The organism is Synechococcus sp. RC10A2 (genome assembly GCF_047502605.1).
Genome location: NZ_JANSHP010000088.1, coordinates 14,709 through 38,388 on the forward strand (window position 1 = coordinate 14,709; position 23,680 = coordinate 38,388).

At 61.0% G+C, this 23,680-nt stretch carries 20 protein-coding genes and 1 pseudogene; 7 read left to right on the top strand and 14 right to left on the bottom strand.

Annotated elements, in window-relative coordinates:
* Window positions 1-83: 83 nt before the first annotated feature.
* The 4 genes from NW848_RS11975 to NW848_RS11990 all read right to left on the bottom strand — a co-directional run bounded on the left by NW848_RS11975 (window position 84) and on the right by NW848_RS11990 (window position 6,613).
* Complete coding sequence (locus NW848_RS11975; protein WP_414402388.1) at window positions 84-1,865, bottom strand: NADPH-dependent assimilatory sulfite reductase hemoprotein subunit; 1,782 nt, start codon at window positions 1,863-1,865, stop codon at window positions 84-86.
* 168 nt (window positions 1,866-2,033) lie between these two features.
* A complete protein-coding gene (locus NW848_RS11980) occupies window positions 2,034-4,028 on the bottom strand; it encodes an ABC transporter ATP-binding protein/permease (RefSeq protein WP_011429836.1) in 1,995 nt (664 codons plus the stop codon).
* Window positions 4,029-4,239: 211 nt separating this feature from the next.
* On the bottom strand, window positions 4,240-5,433 hold the full coding sequence (gene larC / locus NW848_RS11985; protein WP_414402387.1) for a nickel pincer cofactor biosynthesis protein LarC: 1,194 nt from the start codon (window positions 5,431-5,433) through the stop codon (window positions 4,240-4,242).
* A gap of 76 nt (window positions 5,434-5,509) precedes the next feature.
* Entirely contained in the window at window positions 5,510-6,613 is a 1,104-nt protein-coding gene (locus NW848_RS11990) for an RNA-guided endonuclease InsQ/TnpB family protein (protein ID WP_099812285.1), read from the bottom strand.
* Between the two features lie 35 nt (window positions 6,614-6,648).
* On the opposite strand from NW848_RS11990, the pseudogene tnpA reads away from it, so the two are divergent.
* From tnpA to gndA, 3 genes and pseudogenes are all read left to right on the top strand, one after another.
* Window positions 6,649-7,043, top strand: a pseudogene (gene tnpA, locus NW848_RS11995) (IS200/IS605 family transposase).
* A gap of 94 nt (window positions 7,044-7,137) precedes the next feature.
* The gene (locus NW848_RS12000) at window positions 7,138-7,635 is read left to right on the top strand and encodes a pentapeptide repeat-containing protein (protein WP_011429834.1); all 498 of its coding nucleotides are present in this window, start codon (window positions 7,138-7,140) and stop codon (window positions 7,633-7,635) included.
* A gap of 92 nt (window positions 7,636-7,727) precedes the next feature.
* Window positions 7,728-9,137, top strand: a complete 1,410-nt coding sequence (gene gndA / locus NW848_RS12005) for an NADP-dependent phosphogluconate dehydrogenase (protein WP_414402386.1) — start codon at window positions 7,728-7,730, stop codon at window positions 9,135-9,137.
* Here the strand turns inward: gndA and NW848_RS12010 are convergent.
* From NW848_RS12010 to nadC, 3 genes are all read right to left on the bottom strand, one after another.
* Entirely contained in the window at window positions 9,134-10,657 is a 1,524-nt protein-coding gene (locus NW848_RS12010) for an L-aspartate oxidase (RefSeq protein ID WP_414402385.1), read from the bottom strand. The two genes, gndA and NW848_RS12010, sit on opposite strands and share 4 nt — an antisense overlap.
* A gap of 31 nt (window positions 10,658-10,688) precedes the next feature.
* Window positions 10,689-11,621: a quinolinate synthase NadA gene (nadA, locus tag NW848_RS12015; RefSeq protein WP_414402384.1), complete on the bottom strand. Its 933-nt coding sequence runs from the start codon at window positions 11,619-11,621 to the stop codon at window positions 10,689-10,691.
* Window positions 11,622-11,777: 156 nt separating this feature from the next.
* Entirely contained in the window at window positions 11,778-12,620 is an 843-nt protein-coding gene (nadC, locus tag NW848_RS12020) for a carboxylating nicotinate-nucleotide diphosphorylase (protein ID WP_011429830.1), read from the bottom strand.
* 18 nt (window positions 12,621-12,638) lie between these two features.
* Here nadC and NW848_RS12025 point away from each other — a divergent pair, with 18 nt between their 5' ends.
* A complete protein-coding gene (locus NW848_RS12025) occupies window positions 12,639-13,715 on the top strand; it encodes an ABC transporter substrate-binding protein (RefSeq protein WP_414402383.1) in 1,077 nt (358 codons plus the stop codon).
* A gap of 200 nt (window positions 13,716-13,915) precedes the next feature.
* Here NW848_RS12025 and NW848_RS12030 read toward each other — a convergent pair whose 3' ends face one another.
* The 5 genes from NW848_RS12030 to mrdA form a co-directional block, all read right to left on the bottom strand.
* Window positions 13,916-14,680 (bottom strand): hypothetical protein, encoded by a 765-nt coding sequence (locus tag NW848_RS12030; RefSeq protein ID WP_240527877.1) that lies wholly within the window; start codon window positions 14,678-14,680, stop codon window positions 13,916-13,918.
* A gap of 380 nt (window positions 14,681-15,060) precedes the next feature.
* Window positions 15,061-15,726 carry a hypothetical protein gene (locus NW848_RS12035; RefSeq protein ID WP_011429827.1) on the bottom strand — a complete coding sequence of 222 codons (666 nt, stop codon included), beginning with the start codon at window positions 15,724-15,726 and terminating at the stop codon, window positions 15,061-15,063.
* Window positions 15,727-15,752: 26 nt separating this feature from the next.
* Window positions 15,753-16,994 carry a threonine-phosphate decarboxylase gene (locus tag NW848_RS12040; RefSeq protein WP_346426044.1) on the bottom strand — a complete coding sequence of 414 codons (1,242 nt, stop codon included), beginning with the start codon at window positions 16,992-16,994 and terminating at the stop codon, window positions 15,753-15,755.
* The gene (locus NW848_RS12045; protein ID WP_011429825.1) at window positions 16,969-17,286 is read right to left on the bottom strand and encodes an HU family DNA-binding protein; all 318 of its coding nucleotides are present in this window, start codon (window positions 17,284-17,286) and stop codon (window positions 16,969-16,971) included. Before NW848_RS12045 ends, NW848_RS12040 begins: the two co-directional genes overlap by 26 nt.
* A gap of 332 nt (window positions 17,287-17,618) precedes the next feature.
* Window positions 17,619-19,499 (bottom strand): penicillin-binding protein 2, encoded by a 1,881-nt coding sequence (gene mrdA, locus NW848_RS12050; protein WP_414401344.1) that lies wholly within the window; start codon window positions 19,497-19,499, stop codon window positions 17,619-17,621.
* A gap of 121 nt (window positions 19,500-19,620) precedes the next feature.
* Between mrdA and NW848_RS12055 the strand changes: the two genes are divergently transcribed.
* Window positions 19,621-20,886, top strand: coding sequence for a lipopolysaccharide biosynthesis protein (locus NW848_RS12055; RefSeq protein ID WP_240530488.1), 1,266 nt, complete (start codon window positions 19,621-19,623; stop codon window positions 20,884-20,886).
* Here NW848_RS12055 and NW848_RS12060 read toward each other — a convergent pair.
* The gene (locus tag NW848_RS12060) at window positions 20,883-21,245 is read right to left on the bottom strand and encodes an FHA domain-containing protein (protein ID WP_011429822.1); all 363 of its coding nucleotides are present in this window, start codon (window positions 21,243-21,245) and stop codon (window positions 20,883-20,885) included. The two genes, NW848_RS12055 and NW848_RS12060, sit on opposite strands and share 4 nt — an antisense overlap.
* A 112-nt stretch (window positions 21,246-21,357) precedes the next feature.
* A complete protein-coding gene (locus NW848_RS12065; RefSeq protein WP_011429821.1) occupies window positions 21,358-22,200 on the bottom strand; it encodes an SDR family oxidoreductase in 843 nt (280 codons plus the stop codon).
* 118 nt (window positions 22,201-22,318) lie between these two features.
* Between NW848_RS12065 and NW848_RS12070 the strand changes: the two genes are divergently transcribed.
* Window positions 22,319-22,810: a YajQ family cyclic di-GMP-binding protein gene (locus tag NW848_RS12070; RefSeq protein ID WP_099884135.1), complete on the top strand. Its 492-nt coding sequence runs from the start codon at window positions 22,319-22,321 to the stop codon at window positions 22,808-22,810.
* 175 nt (window positions 22,811-22,985) lie between these two features.
* Window positions 22,986-23,666, top strand: a complete 681-nt coding sequence (locus NW848_RS12075) for a DUF3318 domain-containing protein (protein ID WP_414402382.1) — start codon at window positions 22,986-22,988, stop codon at window positions 23,664-23,666.
* Window positions 23,667-23,680 lie beyond the last annotated feature (14 nt).

Consider the following 23,680-nt stretch of genomic DNA (forward strand, 5'->3'; position numbering starts at 1 on the left):
ATCATTCGCTCCCCTGGAAGCCTAGCAGCCTCCTGAACCAGTGACCCACTTTGCCCTCAGTGAGGAAGGGAGGGGCAGTCCCCTTAGCTTTGAACCTGCTGGAGCCGCTGCACCTGGGCCTGTAGGTAGGGGATCCCCACCCGGTGGCAGTAGTCGCCAAAGCGCTCTTGGGGGTGGCGCTCCTGTTTGTAGAGCTGCAGGAGAATCCTCATCAAAGGCACAATTTGGCTGATGTGCACCCGATCCTGAAACGGCTGGGCCAAGCGATCCCCTCGCGGGCTAGCCCCCAGCCAGATTTGGTAGTAGCCATCGGGGGCGGATCCCACCAATCCCAGCTCCGCCAAGTAAGGGCGGGCACAGCCGTTGGGACAGCCGGTCATGCGCACCAAAAAGGGCGAATCCTGCAGATCTAGCTCCCGCAACACCTGATCCAACTGGCGGATCAGGGTGGGCAGGGCCCGCTCCGACTCGGTAATGGCCAAGCCACAGGTGGGCAGCGCCGGACAGGCCATGGAAAGCCGCACCAGCTCCGGGATCTCCTCTTTGGAGAGCACCCCGTGGGACTTGAGGATCTGGTTAATGGCCTCTCGCTGGCCCTCCTCGATGTCGATGAAGATCACGTCCTGCGTGGGGGTAAGCCGCAGGTGCAGGGAAAATTCCTCCACAATCTTGCGCAGGGCCGTTTTCAGCTGCCGCTCCGGCGTATCCTGGATGCGGCCATTTTCAATGGAGAGGCCCAAAAACCAACGGCCATCCCCCTGCTCGTGCCAGCCCAGGTAGTCGTCGCTGTTGGGGACAAACTTAGGCATGCGCCGGAAGGGCAATAGCTTCTCCCCCAGGTACTGCTCGACCACGCGGCGAAACTTGCGGATCCCCCAGTCGCGCACCAGATACTTCAGCCGCGCCTGCTTGCGGTCGTAGCGGTTGCCGTGATCCCGCTGCACCGCCAAAACCGCCTGGCAAATCCGGTACACCGCTTCCGGCGGGGCAAAGCAGAGTTTCTGGGCCAAAAGGGGTTGGGTCTCCTCCTTGCCGTGGGTGCGCCCCATGCCGCCGCCCACCACGATGTTGAAGCCCTTGAGGTTGCCCTTGCGGTCGGTGAGCACGATCAAACCCAGGTCTTGGGAGTACACATCGACGGTGTTCTCCCCAGCTACGGCGATGGCCGTCTTGAACTTGCGGGGCAAATAGACCGGGCCATACAGAGGTTCTGGCCCCTCCAGCCTCACCCCGTTGCCGACAAACTGCTCCGCTTCCCGGACTTCCGCATCCACCGGCGGGATGGGAACCGCCTCCCCATCCACCCACAGCTCGTAGTAGGCAGAAGTCTTCGGAGCCAAGAGATCCGCCAGCTTGCGGGCATACTCCTGGGCATAGCGGTAGGCAGGCCGGTTTTTGTGGGGGGCGACCGGCGCCATGACGTTGCGGTTGACGTCTCCACAGGCGGCCAGGGTGGATCCCATCTGCCGGATGATGCTGCCAATGGTGGCCTTGAGGTTTTGCTTCAAGATCCCGTGTAATTGAAAGGTCTGCCGGGTGGTGGCCCGCAAAGTGCCGTTGCCGTACTCCTCCGCCAGCCGATCCAGGGTCAAGTAAAGCTGTGGCGGCACATGCCCCCCTGGAATGCGGGTGCGCAACATCATCTGGTAGGCCCGCTCCAGACCTTCCTGCTTCCGCTGCTGCCGCAGATCCCGGTCGTCTTGCTGATAGGCGCCGTGAAACTTGAGCACCTGCACCGCCGCCTCGCTGAAGTGGGTGGTGTCCTGGGCCAGCTCCTGCCGCAAGGGATCCCGCAGGAAGTGGCTATCTGCTTTGATCTGCTCCACCTTGGAGCGCTTGGCCTCAGAGGCGGCAAAGGGAGTCATGTGATTCTCCAGTAATCCGGTCGGAATACCTGTGAAACAGGGTAGCATCTCCCCTGGGTCGCGTCCAGTTCTGTGGGTTGGGGTTAGAACAGCCTGCCCCCCTCTCCCAGAGGGAGAGAGGATGGGGGTGAGGGGTGCCGCCGCAGATTGAGAGCTGCGGCAGCATCTCTAGCCGGCCAGCGCCAGGCGGGCGCCGTAGTCTGCCGCCGACCAGAGCTTCCAAGCAGCGTTGCCCTGCAGCTCCAAGACCAGATCGTGGTAGGCCAGGAGAGTGGGTCGGTGGCCGACACTGACGTAGGTGGTGTTGAGGTGCTGCAGTTGCAGGTAGAGCAGCTTTTCGTTGGCCACATCCAGGGCGCTGGTGGCCTCGTCCAAAATGGCGTAGCGGGGCTGAGTAATCAAAATGCGGGCAAAGGCCAAGCGCTGCTGTTCGCCCAAAGAGAGGGTGCTAGCCCAATCTTTCTCCACGTCGAAGCCGCCCACCCGCTCCGGCAAATCGGCCAGGTTCACCTGGGCCAAAACCCGGAGGAGATCTGCGTCGCTAAGATCCCGGCGGCGGCCCGGGTAGAGCAGTTGATCCCGCAGGGATCCCAGCAGCATGTAGGGCTTTTGCGGCAGGAAGAGCATCTCGGTGGTATCGGGGCGGGCAATGGATCCCTGGCCGTTGTTCCACAGGCCGGCAATGGCCCGCAGGAGGGAGCTCTTGCCGCTGCCGCTGGCTCCCACAATCAGCAGCCGTTGGCCCGCCTCTAAAGTCAAGGACAAATCCCGCACCAGGGTTCGTTCCGAATTAGGCGTTAGCAAAGTCACCTGCTGCAGGGCCAGTTGGGGAGCAATGCGGGTTTGGATGGTACTTTCTCGAGGGCGCAGCTGGCGCAGGGCAGGATTCTCCAAAGCTTCGTAAAAGGATCCCAGGCGGTTGATCCCGGCGGCAAAGCTGGAGATGCTCTGGATCTGGTTGGCCACAATCGAAAGGGCGCTCAGCACCTGGCTAAAGGCGATGGTAGCCTGGGTAATGGTGCCGAAATCGCGCACGCCGCTAAAGTAAAGGGGGGCCACAATTACGTAGGGCACAATGCGAGTGAAATAGTTATAGGCGTACTGAAAAATGTCGATAATGGCCTGCCAGATGATCAGCAAATTAAAGTTGCGCAAGGCGGCAGCAAAGCGGTTCAAGATCTGTCTCAGCTCCAGGTCTTCCCCTTGGTAAAAAGCAATGGACTCGGCGTTGTCCCGCACGTGGACTAGGCTGTAGCGGAAGTCGGCCTCGTAGCGCAGTTGATCGAAGTTAATTTTAATCAGCTTGCGGCCGGCCAAAATGGCGATCCCGGTGCCGATGGTAGCATAGATAACCAGCCCCACCGCTAGGGGGCGGGAAATGCTGTAGAGAATCCCAGTAAAGGCGTAGAGGGTGAGGATGGAGTCAAGAATATCCAACAAAAAAGAAAGAGTGGTGCCGGTAAAGGAGCGTACATCTTCCGAGATGCGCTGGTCAGGGTTATCGATCTCTGTGTTAGCGGCGTTGGAATCCAGCTCGTAGTAGGCCCGCCGATCAAAGTAGCGATCCAGAAAGTAGTCGGTCAGCCATTCCCGCCAAAACAGGGCCAGCTTTAGCCGTGTATATCGGTAAATAACCAAAATGGGGATGGCGGAGATGATCAGCACGCCATAGATGATCAAAAATTGCCAGAAGGTGCTCTCTTCTTTTTGCTGCAGAGCCGTGTCGATAAACCGGAAGATAAAGCTGATCATCACGTTCAGCCGGTTTACCGTTAGCGACAGGAACAGCAAAAAGGTCAGCAGCACCCATTGCAGCCAACGGCGGCAAATCTGGCGCCACACCAGCCCAAAGGCCAGGCTGCTCAGGGCCAAACTGGCTGCGGCCACCCATAGCACCGGCGAGGCTAAATTCCTCTCTGTTTGCTCGACCAAGCCTGCTGCTAGGGTGCGGAAGAACTCTGGAAAAAGAGCCTGTCCAACCAGGGTTACCCCAATCTCGACAAAAAACATGAGGGCAACCACAAACACCATGGATGCTGCTAGCAAGCCGAAGAAGATCCAGCCCCCGTAGCGCACCCGCGGGTAGAAGTAGGGTTGCGCTACGCTGATAAAGCGATCCCAGAGTTGGCGGTCGAAGTTAAATTGGGCGGCTTGGGATTCCATGGTTGCGGTTGTCGGCAAGAGCGCGGGGTATTGATATTTTTCAGGCTAGCAGGTCAGGGATCCGCATCTCTGTCCAACAGGAGCCAATCCATCGGGAATCTGAGGAAGAGCCCCGTTGCCTACTCTGGAACATTTCCGATCTGGCTCCATAAATCCTTATATCCAGCCAGATCTTATGCACGAGCATGCGCTTGTCCAAGGCCCAACCTTCTTAGGCGGGATCCCCCTGCAGCCGCTTTTGCCAGGCCGCTTGGGCTGCCAGCCACACCGTCTGGACCGGCACGCGGAACTCTTGGGCGCGGGCCACACAGTCGCGAAACTCCGGCTGGGCGTTGACGATGTGGCCGTGGCGGCAGGCCACCTTGATGTCCACCAGGCCGTAGGGGGTTTCCACCCGCTCGATCCTTCGCTCTAGGACGGTGCGCTGCTGCTGGGAGTGGCGGATGCCCAGGGTGGTGGTTTCCCGGAAGATGAGATCTTGGCACTCCGGCACCCGCTCCGGCGGGCAGATCACCGTCAGTAACACTCCCGGCCGCCCTTGCTTCATGGTGATGGGCTGGGTAAACACGTCCCAGGCACCTAGGGCCAGCAACTGCTCGCAGGTATAGGCAATCACTTGAGGGTTGAGATCGTCAATCTGAGTTTGCAACACCGAGACGATCTCGGTCGGCTCTTCCCCCTGGGACTGGCCAATCCAGAGACGAAAGATGTTGGGAATGGGCAGCTCGCGGCTGCCGGCCCCACGCCCCACTTTTTCCAGCCGCAGCGGTGGACAAGGCCCAAACGCTTCTGCCAGCGCCACTGCCAAGGCTGCCCCGGTGGGGGTAACCAGCTCGGCTTCCACGCCGTTGCTGAACACTGGCACACGCCCCATTTCCCACAGCTCAATCACCGCCGGCACAGGCACCGCTAGCTGGCCGTGTTCGGTGCTGACCCAGCCGCCGCCAATGGGGTGGGGAGAAGAGATCACCTGCTCCACCTGCAGCCAATCGAGACCAACACAGGTGCCGACGATATCCACCAGGGCATCGACCGCCCCCACCTCGTGGAAATGCACTTTTTCCAGGGGAACCTGATGAACTTTTGCCTCCGCCTGGGCCAGCTTCTCAAAGACCTTGAGGCTGCGGGCCTTGACTGCGGGGGCCAGCCGGGATCCGGCAATCAAAGCCTGGATCTCCCTCCAGGGGCGGGCGGGCGGGGACTCGTCCAACACCTCCACCACCGCTTGCAGAGCCGGCTGGCCGCACCGCTGCACCCGGCATACTTGTAGGCTGTATTCTCCTTCGAGGCCCAGCGCCTGGAGCTGCTGGTTGAGATACTCTAGGGTCAGCCCGCAATCCAGCAGCGCCCCCAGGCACATGTCGCCGGCAATGCCTGCTGCGCAGTCAAAGTAAGCTACTTTCATACCAAAGCATGTTGACTTGACATACTCCCCTCGCCTAAAGGCGAGAGATTCTTGACGCTTCACAAACTGCTGCTGGCTAGCCAGTCTTACGCAGTCTCCACGTCCGTTTTAGAGTCGGGCGATGCCCCATCCCGACTTGCTTTAGGTTGTTGGCAGCGTTGACGTCCCTGTCATGCACTGCCCCGCAACCGTCGCAGACCACCACACGGGTAGCCAAATCCAACTTGCCCCAGTGCCAGCCACAAGCCGAACAGTACTGGCTTGTAGCCTCCCACCGGTCGATTAGGCGCACTTCCCTCTGGTACTTCTCACCTTTGCCCTCACAGAGAGCCCGAAAGGTATGCCACCCCTGCTGACTAATCGCCTTGGACAACCGACGGTTTTTCAACATCCCGCTAACGTTGAGGTCTTCCAAGCACACGACTTGGTTTTCGACCGTGAGCTGGGTTGACAACTTGTGCAGGAAGTCGAGCCGCATGTCGGCAATGCGGTTGTGCAGCTTGGCAATCCTCAGCCGGGTTCGCTCCCACCGATGGGATCCCTTCACCCGCCTGGCAAGCTGCTTTTGCAGCTGGGCAATACGGTTGTACAGAGGCCTATAGTTGGGACTGGGGAACTTGGCCCCATCGCTTGTGGCGGCGAAGGTCTTAATCCCCAAATCCACTCCAATACTGGGTGAGCGAGCAGGGATGCTAACAGGTTCCGTCTCCACCACAAAGCTGACAAAGTAACGCTCGGCAGTGTCTTTAATTACAGTGACGGAACTAGGGGTACTCGGCAAAGGTCGGCTCCAAATAGGCTTAATGGCTCCCACCTTGGCCAAGTAAACCCGCTTACCGTTGATAGAAAAAGCTCCCCTAGTTAGCGTTGCTGACTGCTTGGCTGCTTTCTTTTTGAGCTGCGGCGCACCTCCTTCCTGGGCAAAGAAACGCTGGTAAGCTTTGTCCAAATGTCTGAGAGATTGCTGTAAAGCAACACTTGAAACTTCGCCCAACCACGGAATCGATTGCTTAAGCTCGGTTAGGCGCTTGGCCAAAGCGTTGTACCCTGGATACTTCCCAACGGCTTGGCAGTGGGCTAAGGCTTCATTCCAGACGTACCTGACACAGCCAAACAACTTGGCAAGCTTCTGCCGCTGTTGGTCTGTGGGGTAGAACCTATACCTGTATCGAGCTTTCATGGGCTAGAGTCAAGTTGGCATTTCCAAGATAGCACATGAAATTAAGGAGAGACCGCAACAGTGTTTCTAGCCTGCAGGCCCATTTGGTGTTTGTCACAAATCCAGGCGAAAGATATTCACTCAAGAGAGTTTGAACTTGATTGCGGAGGCGTTTAAGAGTGTTGCCCGAAAGATGGACTTTGAGGTCTTGGAGTTTAACGGCGAGGCAGACCACGTCCGCCTTCTAATTGCCTACCCGCCCAAGTGGTCTATCTCTCAAATGGTGAATGTGCTTAAGGGAGTTTCGAGTCGCAAGTACGGGCAAGCTAAACTACCTAAACCTTGCGGCAAGAATGCCTTGTGGAGTCCCAGCTACTTGGCTTCTAGTGTTGGGGGTGCTCCTCTGCAACTCTTAGTGGCCTACATCCAAAACCAAGAAAAGCTGCCCTAGAGGGCAGGGTTTTAGACCTAGATTTTCTGATAAGAACTTGCGGAAGGAGTTGAGCCCTTTGAAGCGTCCTGAGGTACTAAAGGGGGGATCCCAGATGCCGTCAACACTTTGCATCCTTCTAGGGATCCTGCTGGGGGCAACGCTGCTGCTGTGGGGCCTGTGGGGATCCCCGGCGGGTGGCCAGACCCGTCTCAACTTCAGCAACGCCGATCTGCAGGGGCAGGATCTGTCGGGTCAGGACTGGCGGGGCAGTAGCTTTGTCAGCGCCAACCTGCAGGGCGCCGACTTGCAGGGGGCCAACCTGGCCGGCGTGGCCTTCACCAAGGCCAACCTGGCAGGAGCCAACCTGGCGGGGGCAGATCTCAGCAACAGCCTGCTGGATCTGGCCAACCTAGCGGGCGCCGATCTCAGGGGGGCCAACCTCAGGGGGGCAATCGCCGCGCGGGCCGTTTGGGATGGGGCGCAGATTGCCGGCGCCGACTTTAGCGACGCCTACGTGGATCGGGCAGCCCTGCGGCAACTGTGCCAGCGAGCAGAGGGATCCCATCCCATAACCGGGGTTTCCACCCGCGCGAGTCTGGGCTGTCCTTGAAAGCCGGCAAAAAAAGGTGAAGAAAACAGGATCCCTGAACCCTCTTGGCCGGATCGCCCCTTAGATTGGGGGAGGTGTTACCCTGCCCCACCATGAGCAAGCCCAGCTTCGCGGTCATTGGCCTAGCGGTAATGGGGGAAAACCTGGCCCTCAACGTCGAGCGCAATGGCTTTCCGGTTGTCGTCTACAACCGAACTCGCGCCAAAACCGAGCAGTTTATCCAAGGGAGGGCCCAAGGCAAGCAGATTACCCCCGCCTACAGCTTGCCGGAATTGGTGCAACTGATGGAGCGGCCCCGCAAAATCTTGATCATGGTTAAGGCAGGCCCGCCGGTGGATGCCATCATCGACGAGCTTAAGCCCCTGCTGGAGCCAGGCGACATCCTCATCGATGGCGGCAACTCCCTCTACAGCGACACCGACCGGCGCGCCGAGGTCCTAGAAGCCAGCGGGATCCACTTTGTCGGCATGGGGGTGAGCGGCGGGGAAGAAGGTGCCCTCAACGGCCCCAGCCTCATGCCCGGCGGCAGCTTGGAAGCCTATCGGCAACTGGAGCCCATCCTCACCAAAATTGCCGCTCAAGTGCCCGATGGCCCCTGCGTCACCTACCTGGGGCCTAAAGGGGGTGGGCACTACGTCAAGATGGTGCACAACGGCATCGAGTACGGCGACATGCAACTGATTGCCGAGGTCTACGACCTCATGCGCAGGGGGCTGAAGCTGTCAGCCCCCCAGATGCAGGAGATCTTCCAGGCCTGGAACGAGACGGAGCTGGAGTCGTTTTTGATTGAGATTACCGCCAAGATCTTGGGGACGCTGGATCCGGAGACGGGCAAGCCGCTGGTGGATCTCATTTTGGACAAGGCGGGGCAGAAGGGCACGGGCCTGTGGACGGTCAAGGACGCCCTGGATCTTGGGGTGCCGGTGCCCACCATTGAGGCGGCAGTGCAGGCTCGCATCCTCTCGTCGATGAAAGAGGAACGGGTGGCCGCCTCCCAGCAGTTGCCAGGGCCAGGAACAACCTTGGAAGGGGATCCCGACAGCTTCCTTCAGGATCTGCGCGCCGCCCTCTACTGTTCCAAGATCTGCTCCTATGCCCAGGGGATGGCCCTGCTCAGGCAAGCCACCGTTGCCCACGGCTATGTGTACACCTTCAGCGAGATCCCTCGCATTTGGAAGGGGGGCTGTATCATCCGCGCCCGCCTCCTGGGCAAAATCCAGTCGGCCTACCAAAGGGATCCGGAGCTAGTCAACCTCCTTTTGGATGAGGAGTTTAAGCGGGCCATCCAGGAACGGCAGGGATCCTGGCGGCGAGTGGTGGCCACTGCAGCAGCCTTGGGGATCCCGATCCCGGCCATCAGCGCCTCCCTGGCCTACTACGACAGCTACCGCACCGCCGAGCTGCCCCAGAACCTCACCCAGGCCCAGCGGGATTTCTTCGGCGCCCACACCTTTGAGCGCATCGACAGGCCGGGGGTTTTCCACCACGCCTGGAACGCCTAGGCAGGGCCCCGCCCTGGGGCAGCCGCCAGATCCAGCGGCGCTTGCTTAAACGTAGAGCCCCACACTTCGGTGTGGAAAGGCTCCCTTTCTTGGGGGAAATCCCTGCGGAAATGGCATCCCCGGCTTTCCTCCCGCAGCAAAGCCCCCTGGGCTACCCAGCGAGCCAGCAACAGCAAACTCCCGGCCTCGACCTCTTCCCGACTGGCCCACGGCTTCTCCTCCAGGGGCAGGGCTTCCGCAAAAGCCAGAAAAGCCCGCAGCCGCTCTCCCTCCCGCACCACCCCCAGGGCTTCTTCTGCTTGCTGCCTGAGCTGGGGAAGTAGAGAGGGCGGCGCTGTCAGCACAGGTAGAGCCTGCACCTGAAGGGGGGGCTCCTGGAGGTCCCGCAGGGCAGCCAGAGCAGCTCGCTTGCCCATGACCAGCCCTTCCAAAAGGCTGTTGGAAGCCAAACGGTTTGCCCCGTGCAACCCTGTGGAGGCCACCTCCCCGGCAGCATAGAGGCCCGGCAGGCCAGTGCGGCCAAAAGCATCCGTTCGCACCCCCCCCATGACGTAGTGAGCAGCAGGAGCAACCGGTAGGGGATCCTTGCCGGGATCCAGCCTCAAAGCGCGGGCAGAGGCAACCACGGTGGGAAAGCGCTCTTCCAGATGGGGCACAGCCCGGAGGTCAAGGTAAACTCCCCCCGTCCGCTGCCGCTCCCAGAACACCGCCTGGGCCACCACATCCCGCGGCGCCAGCTCTTCCAGCTCCGCATAACGAGGCATAAAGCGCTCCCCCCAGGCATTGAGGAGCACGGCCCCTGCCCCTCGGGCAGCTTCACTGACCAGGGCTCCATTGGGCAGGACGGTGGGGTGAAACTGCACAAACTCCAGATCCCTTAGGATGGCCCCTGCCCGCCAGGCCAAGGCCATGCCATCGCCGCTAGCTCCCGGCGGCGCCGTAGAGAGGGGGAAGAGGCTGCCAAACCCGCCTGTAGCCAGGAGAACCGCCCCCGCCCTCACCTGAAGAAAGCCCTCCGGCCCGAGGAGCAGGGCTCCTCCCACTCTCTCCCCTGCCATCAAAAGGCTGAGGGCTGTGTAGCCCTCCAAAGGCGGCTTGCTCAGGCGAGCCAGCAGGCCTCTGAGAAGCCATAGCCCACTCCGATCCCCTCCCAGATGGCGTACCCGCGCCCGCGAATGGCCCCCTTCCCGCACTGGCTCAGGGTGGAAGGGGAGCCCCCAGGACAAAAGCTTCTCTAGGTGAAAGGGCGCTTCCCACAGAATGGAGCGGGCCACTTCGGTCTCCACCAGGCCCCGGCCTGCCTGCAGGGTGTCCTGGAGGTGGGCCTCCACATCCGCCGCATCCAGCGGAAAAGCCACCCCCCCCTGCGCCCAAGGAGTGGATCCCGAGGGGAGGGGATCCTTGCTCACCACCAGGGCTCTGGCCCCCTCCGCTTCCGCCCACAGGGCTGCATAGACCCCTGCCACCCCTGCTCCCAGGATCAGGAGGTCTGTTTCCGCTGAGAAAGGCGTGGACACCACTGGACAAAACCGCCCCTCGACCAGGGCGCTTCTAGGCTCCCGCCGGCACCGACAGCATGGCCAGGAGGGACTTGCGGGCTTTTTCGGCCACCGCCTCTGGCACTTGGATTACGTGGCGCATCTCCAGCAGGGAGCGGTAGACCTTTTCCAGGGTAATTTTTTTCATGTACTCGCAGACGGCGTCTGCTTTGACAGGGATAAACCTCTTGTTGGGGGCCTCTTTTTGCAGCCGGTGGAGAATGCCCACCTCGGTGGCGACCACAAACTCGCGGCTGGCCGAAGTTTTGGCATAACGCACCATCCCCTCGGTAGAAAGGAGCTTGGCGTCCGGCTTGAGAAATAGACAACTGGAGCCGCAACTGCACTCGGGGTGGATGAGGAACTCCGCCTCCGGGTGCCTCTCTGCCATTGCCTTGAGGTGCTCCTCCCGGATGCCGACATGGACGTGGCACTCGCCGGGGAATAGATCCAGCTCCCTCCCCGTTGCCTGGGCTACATAGGCCCCCAGGAACATATCCGGCACAAAAAAGATGGGGCGATCCGGCGGCAGGCTAGCCACCACTTGAACCGCGTTGGCGCTGGTTACGCAGACATCGGCTAGGGCCTTGATCTCGGCAGCGGTGTTGACGTAGGCAACCACCAGGCCTTCTGGGTTGGCCTCTTTCCAGCGCTGCACATCCTCCGGGCGGATGCTGTCAGCTAGGGAGCAGCCAGCCTCCAGATCCGGCAGCAGCACCGTCTTTTCCGGGTTGAGGATGGCTGCCGTTTCGGCCATGAAGTGGACGCCCGCAAAGACGATGACCTGGGCGTTCGTCTTCTGCGCCTCACGGGCCAGGCCCAGGGAGTCTCCCACAAAGTCCGCCACCTCTTGCACCTCAGGGAGTTGGTAGGAGTGGGCTAGGATAACGGCCTGCCTTTCCTGCTTGAGTCGAGCAATTTCCTGGACAAGGGTTTCTTGGGTCATGGTGAACCTTCTGTTTTGGCTGGGCCGGCCACGGGTGCAGAGCTGGACTGGTGCGGGGCTAAGGAGAAGTTGCCAGCAGGCAGCAACTGGCCTTCCTGCTTTAGGCGGGATCGTTACCTAGCCTAGCATTAGAAACAGCGCTCCCTGGGGCAAACCTCAGGGCCGCACCACGAGCAAGGAGAGATCCAGGGCCTTGGCCGAGTGAGTCAGGGCCCCCACACTGATGTAGTCAACGCCTGCCTCCGCCGCTTTCCGGGCGCGCTCTAGGTTCATGTTGCCGCTGGCTTCTAGGGGAACTTTCCCCCCTACCCGTTGAACGGCAGCCCGGATCTGCTCCAAGGGGAAGTTATCGAGAAGGATGAGATCGGCGCCTGCCGCCAAAGCCTCCTCCAGCTCCTGGAGGTTGCGCACCTCAACCTCGACCTTGAGGTGGTGGGGGGCACCTGCTTTGGCCCGCTGGACGGCTGCCAAGATGCCGCCGGCACCGCGAATGTGGTTTTCCTTAATCAAGATGCCATCGAAGAGGCCAAAGCGGTGGTTTTTGCCGCCCCCTACCCGCACGGCGTATTTCTCCAGGGCGCGCAAGCCGGGGGTAGTTTTGCGGGTGTCCAGAAGCTGGGTTGAGGTTCCCCGCAGCGCCTCTACGTAGGTGCGGGTGAGGGTGGCAATGCCGGAAAGCCTTTGGAGAAGGTTCAGCGCCAGCCGTTCTGCCGCCAGAATGCCCCGCAGGGATCCCTTGATCTGGACTACCTCCTGGCCAGCGACAACAGAGGCTCCCTCCTCTACCTGGGAGGCGAACGCTAGCTGGGGATCCACCAGCCGGAAAACCCGCCTGGCAATTTCCAGGCCAGCTAGGATCCCTGGCTCCTTGGCCAGGATCACCGCCTCCCCCTCAACGCTGGGGGGCAGGGTCAGCTCGCTGGTGAGATCGCCGTGGCCGAGATCTTCTTGTAGCCAGGCACACAGGGTCTCCTCCGGGATGTATAATGCTTGCGTCATCTTTCGCTTTAGTTACCTATGGCCTCGGTTGGATCCTCTAGACCCAAGGGCGGCACCTTCAGCCGTCGTCAGCTGCTCAAAGCAGGAGCTGCCGCTCTTGGAGGCAGTTGGCTGGCCGCAGCAGGGGCTCAGGCTCAACGACGGGCTTCCCCCACTCTGATAGTGGCCCAGAGATCCAAGCTCGAGCGAGTTTCCTATGCTACCAACTGGTATGCCCAGGCCGAGCATGGCGGCTTTTATCAGGCGGTGGCCACAGGCATTTACCGCGAGTATGGGCTAGACGTCACCATCAAAATGGGTGGCCCTGGCGTCAACATCACCCAGATTTTGGCTGGCCGAGCCGCCGACTTTGCCATGGGGGGAAGCGCAGGGGTCATCAATGCTGTGCGGGAAGGGATCCCGCTTATCTGCGTGGCGGCTATTTTCCAAAAAGACCCGCAGGTTCTCCTGGCCCATCCCGGCACCAAGCGCCTGGAGGAGCTCAAGGGCCGACCCATTTTCGTATCCAAGGGGGCCTTTACCACCTACTGGCCCTTCCTGAAAGCCAAGTACGGCTTTACTGACGACCAAACCCGCCCCTACAACTTCAACCCTGGCCCCTTCTTGGCCGATCCCAGCTCCGCCCAGCAGGGGTACCTCACCTCTGAGCCTTTTGCCATTGAAAAACAAGGAGGCTTTAAGCCAGTGGTCTTCCTCCTGGCCGACTACGGCTACAACCCCTATGCCACCACCATCGAGACGCGGCGCCAACTGGTGGAAAGCAAGCCTGACTTGGTGCAGCGGTTTGTGGATGCTTCTATCAAGGGCTGGTACAGCTTTTTGGAGGATCCCCGCCCCGCCTACCGCCTCATCAAGCAGGATAACCCGGAGATGACTGATGAGCAGTTGGCCTACAGCTTTGAGAAGCTGAAGGAGTACGGCATCATTTTGTCTGGCGATGCCCTGGAAAAGGGCATTGGCGCCATGACCCACGAGCGTTGGCAAAGCTTCTTCGAGAGCATGACAGTGGCGGGTGTCTTTGAGCCAACCATTAACTACCAAGCCGCCTACACGTTGGACTTTGTCAATAAAGGCACTGCCTATTACAAAAGCTAGGTCAGGTTGCGAAAAAGGGAAGGGGGAGGGGATTGCATCGGTTTGGAGGGGGCTGCCGACCGTTCCGCTCTGCCAAAGGCCCTCACCCCCAGACCCTCTCCCTTTGGGAGAGGGGGACTAGGCATCTCACTGCTCCACTGCTACTTGTCAATGAATGGCTGTAACTAACCTTCGGGTATCCTGCCGACCGCTGGCCAAAGCTACTGCTCGGCAATGGTGACGTTGAAGCCCTTGTTCTTCAAAGTTTCAGCGTGGTAGCGGGCATATTCCAGTTGTTCAAATGCTGCCAACTGCACGAACTTCTGGCCGTTCACATCTCTTACAAAAGCGTCATTGGCAACTTGCCGAGCTCGCGCCAAGCTTTCCTCTCCGGAGTAGGTGGTCAGCACCAAAAAAGTTCCTTCGCCGCGGTTAGGCCCCAAGGAATCGAGATCGTTGCTGTGCAGGGGCACCGTGAGCAAAGATTCTGAAACAGTGGCCACTTTGGGCTGAGAGGGGCGCTCCAGGCTGGCTGCCACTTTCTCCACTGTTTTCGGGCGGGAAGGAGCAGGTTTCTGTGCAGCCGCGGCCAAGTTGGTTTGTAGGCTGTCCAACAAGTTGGCGACATCCTGAAGGGGATCGACCCGCAGCTCCTCCAGATTGGGAGTGTTGGCCAACCCTAGCGCCAACTGACTGGGATCCAGCCCACCTGAATAGAACTCTTCCCCTACCTGTCCTGGCAGCGGCTCCAGGGGAAGCAAGGGCAACCGGGCCAAATCCACCTGGGCAGGGATCCCTTTTTCCGTCTTGTGGGCCAGGACAGCGGTTTGGGGAAGCGACAGCTCTTCCGGCCAGATCAGCCAGCGCACCCCAAAGCCGATCCCCGCGCAGGAGAGGGCCCACACCAGCAAGACCCAAAGAGGGGAGAGCACCCCCGCCGGCCGTGGCGTTTCTTCCTCCTCCAAGTCTTCCACGACTTCTTGCATCAGCACAGGTGAAGAGCGCTCCACGGGGATATCGCTTCCAAGGGGATCTGCCCACGGCAAGGGGACAGATGGCCTGCGCTGCAAACGTTGCCAGAGGCGAAATCGCTCCAATTCCTTGAGCTCATCCAGATGCAAGCAGCTCAGCGCTTCCTGAAGCGTCAGTTGAGGAGTCGGCTGGGCTTGCGGGGCCCTCGGTAGGGGTCGAGTAGCATCTGAGGGAAGTGGAGAAAAACTCATAGGCAACTCACCCTCGCTAGACTAAGAGCTAGGAAGCCAGCAGAACCGATCCGGTGCTGAACCCGAGAACCGCTTAACCACAGAGCCAACCCCAGGGACAAAGGCAAGCCATCACTACCATGCCACAAGCCGAAGGCCTTCTTCTAGGGATTGGCCGCAAGATAGAGGGCGCGCACATCTGCCGGCAGATGCTGAAGCAGGAGCTGGCGAGCGGAGGCAACAATGGCATCCACCTCCTCTGGGGCGAGGTAGTACCTGTCAGCTTTGAGCTGGGCAGCGATGCGCTCCGGCGACCAACCAAACCGATCCCGTAGCAGCAGAATAAAGCGCATATCTCCCGGCAAGTTGTCCAGAGCCGCGCTCAGGTAACAGGCCAATGCCGGCGAAAGAGGGGGCTTCGCTGCACCAGCGCTCGCAGTTTGAGGAGGGGCAGCCTCACCCTCAGCAGCGCCGTCAGACCGCCCCGCAAAAGGCCAGATCAGCTCGCGGATTTGCGCCGCCAGCCAGGGTGCCAGCACCGGATCCCCGCCCCCCTCGCTCTGGAGCGTGCGGACATCGAGATGCTGAAGGCGCGCATACAGGCGCAGCCAAACCTCCTCTCGCCAAGCAGCCCGCTGCTCCGGGGGCAGATGCTCGGCCAGGATCCCATCCACCCAGGCGCAGTAGCGGCAAAACAGGGCGATGAAGTAGCGCGCCGCCTGCGGCTGCCGTTGAAAGGCTCGCAGCAGTTCCAGATCGCTGTGGTGGGCCACCCCCTTCACGATAGAGGCCTCGCACTCCCGCCAAAGGGGAGTCACCACCTCAACCATAATCCCTCTCGCCAGAAAGAAGCTCTCTAGCTATTTTCCAAGATCTCTCGACAGGCCGATAGCAACTGCTCCTGCTCCGGCAGGGTTCTTAGGCCAATGCGCAGATAGCGATCCCCCAGCTCTGGAAAGCTCAGGCAATCCCGCACCAGGATGCGGTGCTGCCGCAACAGCTTTTCTTGAATCTGCGTAGCGGAGCCAGGGCAGCGCACCAGCACAAAGTTGGCTTGGCCGGGCCAGGGATCCCAGCCGGGTAGCCCCTGTAGACCTCTCAGCAAATGCTCCCGCGCCGTAGGCAGCCAGGCCAGGGTGCGCCGGCGAAAGTCTTCATCTGCCAGAGCCGCCGCCGCCGCCACCGCCGCCAATCCGTTGACGCTCCAGGGATCCCGCCACTGCCGCCAGCGCCGCCAGTGATCCGGATGCCCCACAGCAAAGCCGATGCGCAAGCCGGGCAAGGTAAAGAACTTGGTCAGCGAACGGATGACGATGGTGTTGGGGTGGGCCTCCAGGTGAGGGATCAAAGTCTGGCTGCGGGGCAGCTCTCCCACCTCTGAGCTGGCGTCCAGAGGGGGCAGCTCCTGCGGGGCGTCTCCTGGCAAAAAGTCCATAAAAGCCTCATCCACCACCACCTGCTCGAACTGGGGCAGAAGGGGCAAGATGTCTTGCCGGAGGAAAAGCCGGCCCGTCGGGTTGTGAGGATTGTTTAGCCAGAGCACCCGGCCTGTCTTGTCCGCCCGGATCTCTTTCTGCAGCAAGGCCAAGGGGGGGGATCCCTGAGAGGGCAAAAGATCCAAACCCCTGAGGGTTACACCCGCCGCCCGCAGGGCCCGCTCATAGTCCCCAAAAGCCGGCCGGGGCAGCCAAACCTCCCGTCCCTGGGCATCGCGGGCCGCCCAGGTGAGCAATTCCGCCGCCCCGTTGCCCACGAAGATCCACTCCGGATCGACCGCCCAGCGCTGCGCCAAACAGGCCCGCAGCTCGCGGTAGTCGGGATCCGGATAGCGGCTAATCGCAACTGGATCCGACGCCGACAGGGCCCGAGCCAGAGCTTGCAAAACCGACTGCGGCGGACCCAGGGGGTTGAGGCTGGCCGAAAAATCCAAAATAGCCTCGGCAGGGCAGCCGGCAATGGCTGCCCCCCAAGCGCGATTGCCACCATGCTGAGGCCGTTGCACGCCTGTCCATCCCAAAGCCCAGGTTCGCTGAGAGAACTCCGCCTGAGGAGCGCGAACGGCTGGGATCCCGTCAAACTCCCGAAGACTTGTGGCCACCTGCCACCGCATCGCGGAAAGTTTTGCCTGCAGTGAAAGTCGGGACAATGCTGGCTGGGATCACCATCTTCTCGTTGGTCTTCGGGTTGCGACCTTCTCGTTGTTTGCGCTTGCGGGCCTCAAAGGAGCCGAAGCCCACCAGGGTCACCTTTCCTTTGGGTTCACCGTTTTCATCGCGGGATGCGACCTCTTCGACAATGATCTCCAGCGCCGCCGTCAGGACAGCTTCAGCTTCTTTTTTGGTTACGTTGGCGCGATGAGCGACGGCATCCACAAGCTCTGCCTTGTTCATCCTGATCTCCTCGTGAGTTAGGCAATAGGGTTAAAACAGACTCTGGCCGCGTACTTGCGAGGTGCTGCGAAGCAACCACGGCCCAGAGTGTTCTCAGTTTTTAGGAGCGGGGCTTGCCCTGCACTGCGCCAAGGCGCCGCTGGCGCGAATGGCAGGATTGTGGCAGTTTGGCTCCAAATCACTGACATATTCTACAGCCAAGTTAGGGCAGAAGCCGGTTGGAGAAGGGATTTTAGGGGGGCTGAGTGGAATTTTTTGGGAACAAAGAGAGATCAACCGATAATCCTAATATCCACTCCCCTCGAATGCCGGGGCAAGTCGCGCCCAGGGCCTCACGAGTCACGTTGGAAGTAGGCCCGCATCACCTCGCGGAAGATCGGGGCGGCCCGGGATCCACCCCCGCCGCCACTGTTTTCCAGAAAGACCACGACTACCAATTCGGGCCGGTCGTAGGGGGCATAGCCGACAAACCAGGCGTGGGAGCGCCGCGGCGGATCCTCGGCGGTGCCGGTTTTGCCGGCGGTGGGGGGAAAGCCCGGCCCCAGGTTGGCGTTGCCGCCGGTGCCGTAGACCACCACATCCCGCAACCCCTGCTGCAGGATCTCCAGCGTGGCGGGGGAAAGACCCACCTTCTGCCGCAGGGGCACGGGGCTTTCCGGGATCACCTGCTGCGAGAGCAAGGGGCGAACCCGCCAGCCGCCGTTGGCCACCGCTGCTGTTACCACCGCCATCTGCAGCGGCGTGGCGGTGATAAATCCCTGGCCGATGGACATGTTGACCGTATCGCCCACGTACCAGGGCTCGCGCCAGTGGCGCTGTTTCCACTCGGCGTCGGGCACCAGCCCAGCAGCTTCCCCTTTGAGGCCGATCCCGGTCAATTGCCCCAGCCCGAAGCGGCGCGACCATTCTTGCAGGGGGGCGGCCTTGGTGCCCAGGGCAATTTGGTAGAAGAAGGTGTCGCTGCTGTAGGCCATCGCCTGGCGGTAGTTCAGCCGCCCGAAACCGGCCCGGTTCCAGTCCCAGAACCTCCACCCGCCCACCTGGATGTAGGGGCCGGTCTGCAGCACCGTATCCGGGGGAAAGGCTCCCGACTCGATCCCGGCGGCGGTGGTGATGATTTTGTAGGTGCTGGCGGGGGGATAGGGCCGCAGGGCGCGGTTGAGGAAGGGGAAGTCCCGCTGTTGCAGGCTCTCCCACTGGGCTTGGGTGATGCGGCTGGAAAAGAGGTTGGGATCAAAGGTGGGATAGCTGGCCATGGCCAGGATCGAGCCGTCGCGGGGATCCATGGCGACCACTGCTCCTTTCTGCTGGCCCAGGGCCTGCTCCGCTGCCTGCTGCAGGCGTACATCCAAAGTCAGCTGCAGGGTGTTGCCCGGTCGAGGCGCTTGCTCTCCCAGCACCCGCAGCACTTCTCCCATGGCGTCTACCTCCACCTGGCGCCCGCCCCATTGGCCGCGCAGATGGCTCTCGAACAATTCCTCCACGCCCATCAGGCCGACGATATCCCCCAGGCGATAGCTGGGATCGGCCCGCAGTTGTTCCTGCGAGATCTCGCCGGTATAGCCCAGCAGGTGGGCGGCCAGGTCGCCATGGGGATAAAACCGCACCGTCTCTGCCTCCACCATCACCCCCGGCAGCTCGCGGCTCATCTCTTCCAGTTGAGTGACCACCTGGGGGCTGGCGTTGCGCAGGATGCGCACCGGAAACGGGGAGCGATAGCCCGCCTGCTCCAGTTTTTGGGCAATCTCTTCGGGAGCCATGTTCAAGGACCGGGCCAGCTTGGGGATCGTCTCCTGCCAGCCCTGCCGCGATTGCACCAGCGGCCACAGGAAGACCGAGTGGGAGAGCTGGCTGCCCGCCAACAACACGCCGTTGCGATCCACAATGCGCCCCCGTTCCGGCGGCTGGGGCAAGAGACGAATGCGGTTGGTATCGGCCAACTGGCGGTAATACTGGGTGCGCACCAGTTGCAGGTAGGCCAGGCGGGATCCCAGCCCTCCAAACAGCAACACGCTGGCCAGCAGGAGCAAGACAACAGCTCGGTAGCCCTGGCCCACCGCTTTGGCTGGCGGGGATCCCAGCCAGCGAGGGCTCCTGGGCGGCGGGGGAAGGACGCGGCGCGGGTCGGGGGGCCTGGAGTGGAGAGAAAACAGGGTCTTCGGATCCCGTCCCGCCGATGAGGCGGGGCCGCCAACAGGGTAAAGTTTGGCCATGAAGAATTGCTGCAAAAGTTGCAACTCATCCACCCAGCGCACAACGTCACACGTCTGGGCGGGCCGTCTCGGCCTCCCTCCAGTATCCCCGGCTGCGGCAAGCTTCGTCCAGGAGGGCCGCGTGGATAGGGCAGGGCAACGACAACGGCTGCGCCAGGCTGCCTGGCTGATGGTGGGCAATGGCCTGCGCCTGGGGTTGTCCGGGGCCTATTTCATCCTGCTGGCGCGGCTGTTGGGGCCGGAAGCTTTTGGAGTGTTCTCCGCGATTTTGGCCTGCAGCAACCTAGCTGCCCCCTTTGGCTACTGGGGCCAATCGGAATTGCTGATCCAGCGCCTAAGCAACCGGAGATCTGCCGCGGCTGCCCCGGAGATCAGTCCCAGCCTGTGGCTGGCCGGACTGGGCTGCGGCGGGATGGCGCTGCTGTTGGCGCCCCTCCTGAGCCTCTGGCTGGCGGAGACTTCTCCCCTGCTGGTAGGGATCCTGCTGGCCAGCGACCTGCTGTTTATCGCCATTCCTGAGGTGTACCGAGGGATCCTGATTGGGCAAGAGCAAGTTGCCGGCGTGGCCCTCATCGACACCGGCATGGCGCTGGGGCGATTGGGGGCTGTGCTGCTGGCGGTGGCCTTGGGCTGGGGATCCCTAACCCAATGGGCCATTCTCTACGGGCTGATGGTGCTGGCGGTGCTGCTGCTGATGGCGCGGGGGATGGGACGGTGGAGCAAGCCTTCTCCCCCCCTGGCCTGGAGAGATCTGGGGGAACGGCTGGTGGCGGGCTGGGACTTTGCCGTGGGGCTGGCGGCGGCCAAAACCTTCACCGACCTGGACAAGCTGCTTTTGCCCCGCCTGGCCTCGGCAGCAGCGGGGGGGCTCTACAGCGCTGCCTACCGGGTGATCAACTTTTCGCAAACGCCGATGATCGCTCTGCTCACCAGCCACTTTGCCGAGCTGTGCCGCCAAGGACAGAAAAGCCTGCCGCAGGGCTGCCGCTACGCCTGGCACCTTTCCCCTTGGGTGGCGGGCTACGGCAGTTTGGCCGCCTTGGGGGTGGCATTGGGCTCTTACGGGATCCCTTGGGTGCTGGGGTCGGCTTACCAAGAGACGGCCCTCATCCTGCGCTGGCTTAGCCCGGTGATCTTGCTGGAGGGGATCCACCTGCTGCTGTCTCACCTGCTCACCGGGTCAGGGTTGCAAAAGCCCCGCAGCCGCCTGCAACTGCTGGCTCTGGGGCTCAACGGGCTTTTGAATGCGGTTTGGATCCCGAGGTGGGGTTGGCGAGGGGCGGCTTCGGCCACCTTGCTCTCAGAAGTGGCGCTGGTGCTGGCCTTGCTGCTGCTAATTCGACAGCAATTGCGCTTTCCAGAGGGAGGCCAACCCAGCTCGAACTAGGAGGTCTTGACGATGTAGGTGGCCTTGGCGTCCGGACCAAAGCTGATGACATCCCCCGACTTAAGTTGGTGGGTAGAAATTTTCTGGCCGTTGATCAGCAGGCCGTTGGTGCTGGGCCTACCCTCCAGATCGCCATCGAGAATGCGGTAGTAGTACTCTCCCTCCTTCTCAGCAGGAACGCGCAGCAGCATGGCGTGGTAGCGGGAGGCGTACTGGGAGTTAAGGCAGATGTCGTTGGCCAGGTCGCGACCAATGAAGTATTTCGCAGAGGTCAGCACCTGGCTGCGGCGGCCATCTCGATCCTCCACGACCAAGATGTGCTGCTGAGCACTCGGAGGAGAAGGCGCAGAATCAACCATAATCCCTTCCGCTGCAACTGCCCGAATCTAACCTTAGCACCATACTATAGAATAGAAGCTCGACTCCAGAATTGGCAGAGCTGCAGAATCGCCTAAGATGACCTGCCAAATCTCAAGGTCGGCCAGCGGCCCTTTGCAGCAGCGGGCCCACCAGCTCTGGGAAAAGGGCATAGGCTCCTACTGCCCATTGGGCCATGCCCACCACCACCTCCGACTTGGACTGGCGAGCGGCGTCCCAAATGGCTGCGGCCACTTCTTCTGGCCGGCTGGCCCAAAAACTCTCCAGCGCCTGTTGCATTTGCTCGCGGGCTTTCCCACCTGAGGCTTGCGATTGGCCATCGGGAGAGGACTCCGGCCCCCCCTCATCCAAAAAAATGGCTCGCTTGAGAAAATTGCTGCTGACAATGCCCGGATGGACGCCGATCACCTGGATCCCGTGGGGTTGCAGTTCCAGCCGCAGCGCCTCCGTCAGCCCACTGACCGCGTACTTGCTGGCACAATAGGCGCTCATTTGGGGCAGGGGCATCTTGCCGCCGACCGATCCCACGTTGATGATCTGACCTTTTTTGCGCTTCAGCATATCGGGGAGCACGGCCCGGATGGTGTACAGGTAGCCCCAAAAATTGACCGCCATCAGCGCCTGCCAGTGTTCCAGGGTGGTTTGCAAAAAAGGGCCCTTCAGGCAGATGCCGGCGTTGTTGATCAGGCAATCGATGCGGCCATAGCGTTCTAGGGTTCTCTCCACCAGGTTTTGCACCTGTTCTGGCTGCGTGACATCGGTGGGAACGGCCAAGACCTCGGCGTTTAGGCTTTGCTCCAGCTCGATGGCGGTTTGTCTCAGGGTTTCGGCGGTACGGGCAGCCAGCGCCAAGCGGTAGCCGCCACGGGCAAAGGTAAAGGCCGTGGCCCTGCCGATGCCTTCGGAAGCGCCTGTAATTAAAACAACATCGGCCATCCTGCTTCTCCGCAAATCTGGACTGGGATCCCTTTACCTGTTGTAGCTTCTTTGGGGGTTGGGGATCCCTGCTTGGCCTGAGGGCTTAAGATACGGAGCGGTAGCGAAGATACAGTTTATGGCCTCTACCTACTCATTCGATATCGTCAGCGACTTCGACCGGCAGGAACTGGTGAATGCCGTGGATCAAGCCCGGCGGGAGATCAAACAGCGCTATGACCTCAAGGATACTCAGACAGAAATCGAGCTGGAGGAGGGATCCCTGACCATCACCACCGCCAGCGAGATGGCTCTCAACTCCATTCGCGATCTCCTCCTCACCAAGGCGGCCAAGCGGGGCCTCTCCCTAAAGATCTTCGACTTTCAACCTCCGGAGAGTGCCGGCGGCAACCGGGTGCGCCAGGTGGTTCGGCTGAAAAAGGGCATCGATGCGGCGCTGGCCAAGCAGATTGCCAAACAAATCCGCGACAACTTCAAAAAAGTGCAGCCCTCCATTCAAGGGGATCTGGTGCGGGTTTCCGGCAAAGACAAAGATGAGCTGCAGGCGGTCATTCAAATGCTCAAGCAGCAGGATTACCCGGTGGCGCTCCAATTTGTCAATTACCGATAGAGAGCCGATACAAAGTCGGGGGGATCCCTGGTTGATGATAAGGATTGGTGCAGAGCGATCCCGGCTCTCGCCATCCCATCGCCACAGCCTCTCTTGGAACCAGTCTGCAGAAAAAGCTAGGATCCCTTACTATGGGGATGATCTCCATCTCCAGCCGCGACTCTGCCGTGCCAGTATGTACACTATCTCTGAGTTCGATCGCCTGATCCAGTTTCTCCCGGTGGAGATCCGCCCCGAGGTGCAGATCGAGATCGGCACCCCTGACCAATCTCGGGTTGTGCAGCCGCTCTGGCGCTTCCCCTGGCAGAAGTACACCCGCTTCGCCATTGACCTCAGCCGCTGGCAGAAGCTGAGCCCTGACCAACAAAAGATCTACTTTTTGCGGGAAGCGGTGATGGCCACCGAGCTGGCCTTGGGGGATAACTGGTCGGCCCTGTTGCTGTATCCCGCGCTGATCGGGGCCGGCAGCATGGGCATTTTGGTGGAGTTGCAGATGGGGGATAACCTGGGCGTGGGCTTGGCAGCCGGCTTGGCGGCGTCGGCGGTGTTTCTTTTGCGCAAAGCAGAGAAAGGCCAGAAGGCCCAGGTGGCAGCCGACGAGTTTGCCGTGCGCTATGCCTCCCAGAATGGCTACACGTCCGAACAGGCAGCTTCCATTTTGCTAAGTGCGCTGCAGCAGGTGGCTATTCTAGAAGATCGCGTTAAAACTGACTACGACACCACCATGCGCCACCGCAACCTGGAGTTTTTGGCGCAGCGAGGCCTGGGAGCTGGCACCCTGACCATCAACCCCAAGTACCGCAACAGAAGGCAAAGCTCCAGCCCGAATCCTTTCCAAAACCCTTTCCAGCGCTGAGGCCTCTCAAAGCT